Origin of the sequence: Pseudomonas kitaguniensis, assembly GCF_009296165.1 — a bacterium.
GTDB lineage: Bacteria > Pseudomonadota > Gammaproteobacteria > Pseudomonadales > Pseudomonadaceae > Aquipseudomonas > Aquipseudomonas kitaguniensis.
The window spans coordinates 1-9,316 of the sequence record NZ_VUAZ01000240.1; the positions used below are offsets into that span (position 1 = coordinate 1).

The window sequence follows — 9,316 nt, forward strand, 5'->3', positions numbered from 1 at the left end:
AACTGAAGCAACTCGCTGTCGAATCTCACATAACTCTTTGTTTACCAAGGAGTTTTCCGTTTCGACTGCGCCGGAGTGGGCGAATTATAGACTTCCAGAATCTGCCGTTCAACACCTTTTTCACATTTCTGTCATATCGGTCAAAAACCCCGCAAAAACGCGAAAGCCCGGCCCCCGGGGGCGGCTTTTCAGCGCTCGACTTACAAGCTCGGGAACGCGAACTGCGACGCTTCATGGCTGGCCCGCTGCGGCCAACGCTGGGTGATCGCCTTGCGACGCGTATAGAAACGCACCCCATCCGGCCCATAAGCATGCAAGTCACCAAACAGCGAACGTTTCCAGCCACCAAAGCTGTGATACGCCACCGGCACCGGCAAAGGTACGTTCACCCCGACCATGCCCACTTCGATTTCATCACAGAACAGCCGCGCAGCCTCGCCGTCACGCGTGAAGATGCACGTACCGTTGCCGTACTCGTGATCGTTGATCAGTTGCATCGCCGCTTCCAGGCTATTCACCCGAACCACACACAGCACCGGCCCGAAGATTTCTTCTTTATAGATACGCATCTCCGGCGTCACGCGGTCAAACAAGCTGCCGCCCAGGAAGAAACCCTGCTCATGCCCTGCAACACTCAAACCACGACCGTCGACCACCAGCTCGGCACCCGCTGCTACACCGTCTTCTATATAACCACTGACTTTATCCCGCGCCTGCCCCGTCACCAGTGGCCCCATGTCCAGACCACAAGAGGTGCCTGCGCCGATCTTCAGCGCTTTGACCTGCGGCACCAATTTGGCGATCAACGCATCCGCCACCTGGTCCCCCACGCACACCGCCACCGAAATCGCCATGCAGCGCTCACCGCACGAACCATACGCTGCGCCCATCAAGGCACTGACCGCATTGTCCAGGTCTGCATCCGGCATCAGTACCGCATGGTTCTTCGCCCCGCCCAACGCCTGCACGCGTTTGCCACGCTTGGTCGCTTCGGCGTAGATGTACTCGGCAATCGGCGTTGAGCCGACAAAGCTCAGCGCTTTCACTTGCGGCGCTTCGATCAGCGCATCCACTGCGCCCTTGTCGCCGTGCACCACACTCAGCACGCCTTTGGGCAAACCGGCTTCTTGCAGCAACTGCGCAATCAGCAGCGTGGAACTTGGATCACGCTCTGAAGGCTTGAGGATGAAACAGTTACCGCAAACAATCGCCAGCGGGTACATCCACAGCGGCACCATCGCCGGGAAGTTGAACGGGGTAATCCCCGCCACCACACCCAGCGGCTGGAAGTCCGACCAGGCATCAATGTTGGGCCCGACGTTGCGGCTGTACTCGCCTTTTAAAATCTCCGGCGCCGAGCACGCGTACTCAACGTTCTCGATCCCGCGCTTCAATTCGCCCGCGGCGTCTTCCAACGTCTTGCCATGCTCTTCGCTGATCAATTGCGAGATACGCGCTTCGTTCTGCTCCAGCAATTGCTTGAAACGGAACATCACTTGGGCGCGCTTGGCCGGCGGGGTATTACGCCAGGCCGGGAACGCCGCCTTGGCCGAGTCGATTGCACGCTGAATGGTTTCACGGCTGGCCAGCGGCACCTGGTGAATCACCTGGCCAGTGGACGGGTTGTACACGTCGGCCGTGCGACCGTTTTCGGTGACCATCTCGCCATTGATCAAATGCTGGATAAGGCTCATGCAGGGCTCCTGAAAAGTTGTTGTATATAGAAGGAGAAATCAGTCGATCTTGTGCAGCACTTCGCCGACCGCGTCGAACAGGCGGTCCAGGTCCTGCGGCTTGCTGTTAAAGGTTGGCCCGAACTGCAAGGTGTCGCCGCCAAAACGCACGTAAAAACCGGCCTTCCACAAGGCTATGCCAGCCTCGAAGGGACGCACGATTGCATCACCGTCACGCGGGGCAATCTGGATCGCGCCGGCCAAACCATAGTTACGGATGTCGATCACGTTTTTGGAGCCCTTCAGCCCGTGCAACGCATTCTCAAAGTGCGGGGCGACTTCGGCGACGCTCTGCACCAGGTTCTCTTTTTGTAACAGGTCCAATGCCGCCAGGCCCGCCGCGCACGCGACCGGGTGCGCCGAGTAGGTGTAGCCGTGCGGGAATTCCACCGCGTACTCAGGCGTCGCCTGGTTCATGAAGGTCTGGTAGATCTCGCTGCTGGCAATCACCGCGCCCATTGGGATCGCGCCGTTGGTGACTTGCTTGGCGATGCACATCAGGTCTGGGGTGACGCCGAAGCTGTCGGCACCGAACATCGAGCCGGTGCGGCCGAAACCGGTGATCACTTCGTCAAACACCAACAGGATATTGTGCTGGTCACAGATTTCACGCAGGCGTTTCAGGTAACCCTGCGGCGGCACCAGCACGCCGGCAGAACCGGCCATCGGCTCGACGAACACCGCCGCGATGTTGGAGGCGTCATGCAGCTCGATCAGCTTGAGCAACTCATCGGCCAAGGCGATACCGCCCTGCTCCGGCATGCCACGCGAGAAGACGTTACTGGCCAGCAAGGTGTGCGGCAGGTGGTCGACATCCATCAGGCCCTGACCGAACAACTTACGGTTGCCGTTGACGCCGCCCAGGCTGGTACCGGCGATGTTCACGCCATGGTAGCCACGCGCGCGGCCGATCATTTTGGTCTTGGTCGCCTGGCCTTTCAGGCGCCAATAGGCACGCACCATCTTCACCGCGGTGTCGGCGCACTCGGAGCCGGAGTCGGTGAAAAACACGTGATTGAGGTTGCCCGGGGTCAGGTCGGTAATCTTTTCCGCCAGTTGAAACGACAACGGATGACCGTATTGGAAGCCCGGCGAGTAGTCCAGCGTGCCCAGTTGCTTGGAGACCGCAGCCTGAATTTCCTTGCGCGTGTGCCCGGCGCCGCAGGTCCACAGGCCCGACAACGAGTCGTACACCTTGCGGCCCTTGTCATCGGTTAACCAACTGCCTTCGGCGGCCACGATCAGGCGCGGGTCACGCTGGAAGTTGCGGTTAGCGGTGTAGGGCATCCAATGCGCATCCAACTTCAATTGGCTGGCCAGGGAAGATGGTGCGGTTTCGGGCATGTTCATCAGCAAAACCTCGCGGGGCAAAAGGCAGCGGCGGGAATCAAAAAGCGTAGTTGCAGCTAAATTGCCACGCGGATAAAGTCGATGAAATGCAACTCTTCTAACCTTCAGTCAGGTCTTGACTAAACTATGAGCAGCCGTCGCCCCGACCCGTTGGCGCAAGTCAGCGACTTTGATATTCGCCTGCTGCGCATTTTTCGCAGCGTGGTGGAATGCGGCGGCTTCTCGGCGGCGGAAGCCGTGCTCGGCATCGGGCGTTCGGCCATCAGCCAGCAGATGGGTGACCTTGAGCAACGCTTGGGCCTGCGCCTTTGCCAGCGCGGGCGCGCCGGGTTTTCGCTGACCGAGGAAGGCCGCGAGGTCTACCAATCGGCACTTCAACTATTAAGTGCACTGGAAAGTTTTCGCACCGAGGTCAATGGCCTGCACCAGCACCTGCGCGGCGAGTTGATCATCGGTCTCACCGACAACCTCGTCACGCTGCCGCATATGCGCATCACCCACGCCCTGGCGCAGCTAAAGGAACGCGGCCCGGACGTGCAAATCCAGATCCGCATGATTGCGCCCAACGAAGTCGAACAAGGCGTACTCGACGGCGGCCTGCATGTTGGCGTGGTGCCCCAGGCCAGCGCGTTGTCCGGCCTGGAATATCAGCCTTTGTACAGCGAGCGTTCACTGCTCTATTGCGCGGTCGGCCACCCGCTGTTTTACGCCGACGATAAGCAGTTGGACGACACCCGCGTCGACAGCCAGGACGCCATCGCCCCGACCTTCCGCCTGCCCGCCGAGGTCCAGGCGCACTACCAGGCGCTCAATTGCACCGCCAGCGCGTCGGACCGTGAAGGCATGGCGTTTCTGATTCTGACTGGCCGTTACATTGGCTACCTGCCCGACCACTACGCCAGCCTGTGGGTGCAACAAGGCCGACTGCGCGCGCTGAAACCGGCTACGCGTTTTTACGATTTGAGCCTCGCATCGGTCACGCGCAAGGGCCGTCGCCCTCATTTGGTGCTGGAGAGCTTTCTCGAAAGCCTGGCGTCAACGCGCTAGCGCGGTGCTCTTACAAAAACTTGAGCAACTGGACAGCTTTTTGCAAGGCACCACGCACCTTGAATTGTCCGCCTTGAGTTTGCCCGCCATGCCACCAGAATCTTCCAGCCCCAGCGACCTGATCTACGGCCTCAACGACCGACCAAAACCGATCCCCGCGGTACTCGCCGCACTGCAGCATGTGCTGGCGGCGTTCGTCGGCATCATCACCCCGCCGTTGATCATCGGCTCTACGCTGGGCCTGACTGCCCATCTGCCTTACTTGATCAGCATGGCGTTAATGGTCTCCGGCGTCGGCACGTTCATCCAGGCGCGCAGGCCGTTTGGTATCGGTGCCGGGATGATCTGCCTGCAAGGCACCAGCTTTGCGTTTCTCGGCGCGGTATTGTCAGCGGGTTTTCTGGTGAAGCAACGCGGCGGCAGCCCGGAAGACATCATGGCGATGATCTTTGGCGTGTGCTTTTTCGGCGCGGCGGTACAAATCGTGTTGAGCCGTTTTATCGGGCAACTGCGCCGGGTGATTACGCCGTTGGTCACCGGCATTGTGATCACGCTGATTGGTGTCAGCCTGATCAAAGTCGGCATCACCGACCTCGGCGGCGGTTTTAATGCGCCCGACTTTGGCGCGCCGATCAACCTGGCGCTGGGCCTGTTCGTGGTGCTGACCATTATCCTGCTAAACCGCTCGAACACCCCGTGGGTGCGCCTCTCGGCCATCATCATCGGCCTGGCGTTGGGCAGCCTCGCGGCGTGGTTCAGCGGCAAACTGGTGCCCCAGGCGCTGCCCGATGTGCCATTGATCAGCCTGCCGATGCCGTTTCGTTTTGGTTTCAGCTTCGACTGGAGCGCCTTCCTGCCGATCGCGCTGATTTACCTGATCAGCAGCATCGAAACCGTCGGCGACCTGACGGCCAACTGCATGATCGCGCGCCAGCCCATCAGCGGCGCTTCTTATATAAGCCGGCTCAAGGGCGGCGTTCTCGGCGATGGCGTGAGTTGCATGATCGCGGCCACCTTCAGCGCCTTCCCCAACACCACCTTCGCGCAGAACAACGGGGTGATCCAACTCACCGGCGTGGCCAGCCGTTACGTCGGCCTGTATATCGGCGTGCTGCTGTTTTGCCTCGGTTTGTTTCCGTTGATCGGCGCCGTGCTGCAGCAAATCCCCAAACCGGTATTGGGCGGCGCTACGTTGGTGATGTTCGGCAGCGTGGCCGCGGCCGGTGTGCGCATCCTCGCCCAAGCGCCGCTGGACCGGCGCAGCATGCTGATCATCGCCACCTCGTTCGGCGTCGGCCTGGGCATTGCCGCACAACCGAACTTATTGCATTTGATGCCAAGCCTGGTGCAGAACCTGTTCGACTCCGCCATCACCAGCGGCGGCATCACCGCCATCGTGTTGTGCCTGTTATTGCCTGAAACCAAAACCAGCGCCGCTGCCGCAAATCACGCGGCGGAAAGCGACACACTGGAACCGCTTTAACGGTTTTATTGCATCGGGACTTGTCTGAGGCTTGAGGGTGAGTTATCTGTGCACACGTCGTCTCTATCGATCAGCACGGAAACCTCACATGAGCCTCGAAGTTCCTGCCCACGGCAACCACGCCGGTAAACCCGCCAGCCGCATTCGGCAAAAGAACGAACAAGCGATTCTGCAGGCTGCTGAAGACGAGTTCGCGCGCCACGGCTACAAAGGCACCAGCATGAACACCATTGCTGCGAGTGCCGGGCTGCCCAAGGCCAACTTGCACTACTACTTCACCAACAAGCTTGGCCTGTATATCGCCGTGCTCAGTAATATCCTCGAACTGTGGGACAGCACCTTCAACGCGCTGACCGCCGAGGACGACCCGGCCGTGGCGCTCACCCGCTACATCCGCACCAAGATGGAGTTTTCGCGGCGCCAGCCACAGGCCTCGCGGATTTTCGCGATGGAGATCATCAGCGGCGGCGAATGCCTCACCGAATATTTCAGCCAAGACTACCGCGCCTGGTTCAGCGGGCGCGCGGCAGTGTTTCAAGCCTGGATCGACACCGGCAAGATGGACCCGATAGACCCCGTACACCTGATATTCCTGCTGTGGGGCAGCACCCAGCACTACGCCGATTTCGCCACCCAGATCTGCCGCGTCACCGGTCGCACCAAGCTGACCAAACAGGACATGGACGACGCAGGCAGCAACCTGATCCACATCATTCTCAAGGGCTGTGGCATCAAGCCAGCCCTCTAAACGAAGCGACTTATGCCTTTCACGCTCACCGGCCTTTGCGAACTTCGTGAAGAAATACGCAAAAGCCGCTTCATCACCCTCGCCGCGCCGATCACCAGCCCGCAAGACGCCCAAACGTTTTTTGAGCAACACAGCGACCTCAACGCCACGCACAACTGCTGGGCCTGGAAGCTGGGCGAGCAGTACCGCAGCAACGACGATGGCGAACCCGGCGGCACTGCCGGGCGACCGATCCTTGCGGCCATCGAAGCGCAGGGGTTTGATCAAGTCGCGGTACTGGTGATTCGCTGGTACGGCGGCATCCAACTCGGCACGGGCGGTTTGGCCCGCGCCTACGGCGGCGGCGCAAATAAATGCCTGCAAAATGCCGAGCGCATCGAGCTGATCAGCCGCGTGCCGCTGAGCTGCGCCTGCGCGTTCGCCGAACTGAACCTGCTGAAACTGCGCGTTGCCGAACTCGGCGGGCTGGTGGTGGAAGAAACCTTCACCGCCAATGGCGTGGACCTGCAGCTTGCGCTGGGCGAGGCCCACATCGACACGCTGCAAACCCAACTGGCCGACCTCAGCCGTGGACGTATCCTGCTGCAACGCTGAAGCTGCTATGGTTGTACGCTGCTCTCCCCTGAACTGCGACTCTTAAGGAAGCCCTTCATGCCTACGCCAAAAACCGCACTGATCATCGGCGCCTCACGCGGGCTGGGCCTCGGCCTGGTCAAGCAATTGCTCCAGGACGGCTGGGACGTGACCGCCACGGTGCGTGATCCGAGCAAGGCCGACGCGCTCAAAGCCGCCGGTAATGTACACATCGAGAAGTTGGATATGGACGATCAGCAAGCCGTGATCGCCTTGAGCCAGCGCCTTAAAGAGCACACCTTCGACCTGCTGTTCGTTAACGCCGGCGTCAAAGGCCCGGCCAACCAGGAACCTGGCCACGCCACTTTGGCGGAAGTCGGCCAACTGTTTTTCACCAACGCCGTGGCGCCGATCAACCTGGCCCAGCGTTTTGTCGGGCAGATCCGCAAAGACAGCGGCGTGCTCGCCTTCATGAGTTCGGTGCTGGGCAGCGTGACCATCCCGGACGCGCCGACCTGGCGCTGTACAAGGCCAGCAAGGCCGCGCTCAACTCCATGACCAATAGCTTTATCACCCAACTCGGCGGGCAAAAACTCACTGTGCTGTCATTGCACCCGGGTTGGGTCAAAACCGACATGGGCGGCGAAAACGCCAGTATCGACGTCGAGACCAGCGTGCGCGGCCTGATCGATCAGGTGAACGCCTACACCGGTAAAGGCGGCCATCACTTTGTGGACTACAAAGGCGACACCATCGCCTGGTAAAAAAGGTGGGAGGGGCTTGCTCCCTCCCGCTAAACTACCCATCTCGCCCGCAACGGCGACCCTGGATCAGCAGACAGGGCAACACTGAGCTGGCAAACCTGAACCCATCATTCAGAGGAGCCGGCCAATGCCTGCGACCCGTATCTGGTTAAAAAACCCCCTCGCGATTTTCACTGCCAATGGCCTCGACGCGCGGGGTGGCCTGGTGTTGCAAGACGCTGTGATCACCGAGGTACTCGCCTTGGGCCAACAACCCGCACAGCCCTGTGCGCAGGTGTTCGATGCGCGCGAACATGTAATCCTGCCCGGTTTGATCAACACGCATCACCACTTCTACCAAACCCTGACCCGCGCGTGGGCGCCGGTGGTTAACCAGCCGCTATTCCCCTGGCTGAAAACCCTGTACCCGGTGTGGGCCAGGCTGACCCCGGAAAAACTCGCGCTCGCCTCCAAAGTCGCCTTGGCTGAACTGCTGCTCTCTGGCTGCACCACGGCGGCGGATCACCACTACCTGTTTCCCGACGGCCTGGAAAACGCCATCGACGTGCAAGTGCACAGCGTGCGCGAGTTGGGCATGCGCGCCACGCTCACGCGCGGGTCCATGAGTTTGGGCGAAGCCGATGGCGGCCTGCCGCCGCAGCAAACCGTGCAACAAGGCCAAGTGATCCTCGACGACAGCCAACGCCTGATCCGCACCTACCACGAGCGTGGCGACGGCGCGCACATCCAGATTGCGCTCGCGCCCTGCTCGCCGTTTTCGGTGACGCCGGAAATCATGCGAGCCAGCGCCGAACTGGCCGACAGCCTCGACGTGCGCCTGCACACGCACCTGGCGGAAACACTGGACGAAGAAGACTTCTGCCTGCAGCGCTTCGGCCTGCGCACCGTTGACTACCTCGACAGCGTCGGCTGGCTCGGCCCGCGCACTTGGCTCGCGCACGGGATTCATTTCAACCCGGATGAAATCACCCGCCTGGGCGCCGCCGGCACCGGCATTTGCCATTGCCCAAGTTCGAACATGCGCCTGGCTTCGGGCATCTGCCCAACCCTCGACCTGCTCGCGGCCGGTGCGCCGATCGGCTTGGGCGTCGACGGCTCCGCCTCCAACGACGCGTCGAACATGATCCTTGAAGCGCGCCAGGCCCTGTACATCCAGCGCCTGCGTTATGGCGCAGAAAAAATCACCCCCGACGGTGTACTGGGCTGGGCGACTAAAGGCTCGGCGCAGTTGCTCGGTCGTACCGATATTGGTGAGTTGGCAGTAGGCAAACAGGCTGACTTGGCGCTGTTCAAGCTCGACGAGCTGCGCTTTTCGGGCAGCCACGATCCGATTTCAGCGCTGCTGCTGTGCGGCGCCGACCGCGCCGATCGGGTGATGGTGGCGGGCAAGTGGCGCGTGATCGACGGCCAGATCGAAGGCCTCGACCTTAAAGGCCTGATCGCCGATCACAGCCAAGCGGCGCGCCAACTGATCGCCGCAAGCTAGCCCAACAAAAATCAACTGTGGGAGCGGGCTTGCTCGCGATTGCGGTGTGTCAGAATAAAATATTTTTCAACTGACACACCGCAATCGGGAGCAAGCCCCCTCCACAGTGAGCAAGGTGGCGATTAAGCCTCA

At 60.8% G+C, this 9,316-nt stretch carries 7 protein-coding genes and 1 pseudogene; 6 read left to right on the forward strand and 2 right to left on the reverse strand.

From position 1 onward, the window contains the following. Positions 1 to 200: 200 nt before the first annotated feature. Together F0169_RS26990 and aptA are read right to left on the reverse strand one after the other, a co-directional pair. Positions 201 to 1,694 (reverse strand): CoA-acylating methylmalonate-semialdehyde dehydrogenase, encoded by a 1,494-nt coding sequence (locus tag F0169_RS26990; RefSeq protein WP_152748130.1) that lies wholly within the window; start codon positions 1,692 to 1,694, stop codon positions 201 to 203. Between the two features lie 39 nt (positions 1,695 to 1,733). Further along, entirely contained in the window at positions 1,734 to 3,083 is a 1,350-nt protein-coding gene (gene aptA, locus F0169_RS26995) for an omega-aminotransferase AptA (RefSeq protein WP_152748131.1), read from the reverse strand. A 126-nt stretch (positions 3,084 to 3,209) separates the two neighbouring features. On the opposite strand from aptA, the gene F0169_RS27000 reads away from it, so the two are divergent. From F0169_RS27000 to F0169_RS27025, 6 genes and pseudogenes are all read left to right on the forward strand, one after another. Then, positions 3,210 to 4,130, forward strand: a complete 921-nt coding sequence (locus F0169_RS27000; protein ID WP_058415646.1) for a LysR family transcriptional regulator — start codon at positions 3,210 to 3,212, stop codon at positions 4,128 to 4,130. Between the two features lie 88 nt (positions 4,131 to 4,218). Beyond that, complete coding sequence (locus F0169_RS27005; protein WP_152748135.1) at positions 4,219 to 5,613, forward strand: uracil-xanthine permease family protein; 1,395 nt, start codon at positions 4,219 to 4,221, stop codon at positions 5,611 to 5,613. Between the two features lie 88 nt (positions 5,614 to 5,701). Continuing rightward, entirely contained in the window at positions 5,702 to 6,361 is a 660-nt protein-coding gene (locus tag F0169_RS27010) for a TetR/AcrR family transcriptional regulator (RefSeq protein WP_152748132.1), read from the forward strand. 12 nt (positions 6,362 to 6,373) lie between these two features. Then, positions 6,374 to 6,955 (forward strand): IMPACT family protein, encoded by a 582-nt coding sequence (locus F0169_RS27015; protein WP_152748133.1) that lies wholly within the window; start codon positions 6,374 to 6,376, stop codon positions 6,953 to 6,955. Between the two features lie 57 nt (positions 6,956 to 7,012). Continuing rightward, a pseudogene (locus F0169_RS27020) lies at positions 7,013 to 7,698 on the forward strand (SDR family oxidoreductase). Between the two features lie 127 nt (positions 7,699 to 7,825). Beyond that, complete coding sequence (locus F0169_RS27025) at positions 7,826 to 9,184, forward strand: 8-oxoguanine deaminase (RefSeq protein ID WP_152748134.1); 1,359 nt, start codon at positions 7,826 to 7,828, stop codon at positions 9,182 to 9,184. The last annotated feature ends 132 nt before the right edge of the window (positions 9,185 to 9,316 follow it).

Excerpts from the sequence above, each read along its gene's own strand:
- F0169_RS26990 (WP_152748130.1), bottom strand. The coding sequence starts at position 1,694 with ATGAGCCTTATCCAGCATTTGATCAATGGCGAGATGGTCACCGAAAAC.
- aptA (WP_152748131.1), bottom strand. The coding sequence starts at position 3,083 with ATGAACATGCCCGAAACCGCACCATCTTCCCTGGCCAGCCAATTGAAG.
- F0169_RS27000 (WP_058415646.1), top strand. The coding sequence starts at position 3,210 with ATGAGCAGCCGTCGCCCCGACCCGTTGGCGCAAGTCAGCGACTTTGAT.
- F0169_RS27005 (WP_152748135.1), top strand. The coding sequence starts at position 4,219 with ATGCCACCAGAATCTTCCAGCCCCAGCGACCTGATCTACGGCCTCAAC.
- F0169_RS27010 (WP_152748132.1), top strand. The coding sequence starts at position 5,702 with ATGAGCCTCGAAGTTCCTGCCCACGGCAACCACGCCGGTAAACCCGCC.
- F0169_RS27015 (WP_152748133.1), top strand. The coding sequence starts at position 6,374 with ATGCCTTTCACGCTCACCGGCCTTTGCGAACTTCGTGAAGAAATACGC.
- F0169_RS27025 (WP_152748134.1), top strand. The coding sequence starts at position 7,826 with ATGCCTGCGACCCGTATCTGGTTAAAAAACCCCCTCGCGATTTTCACT.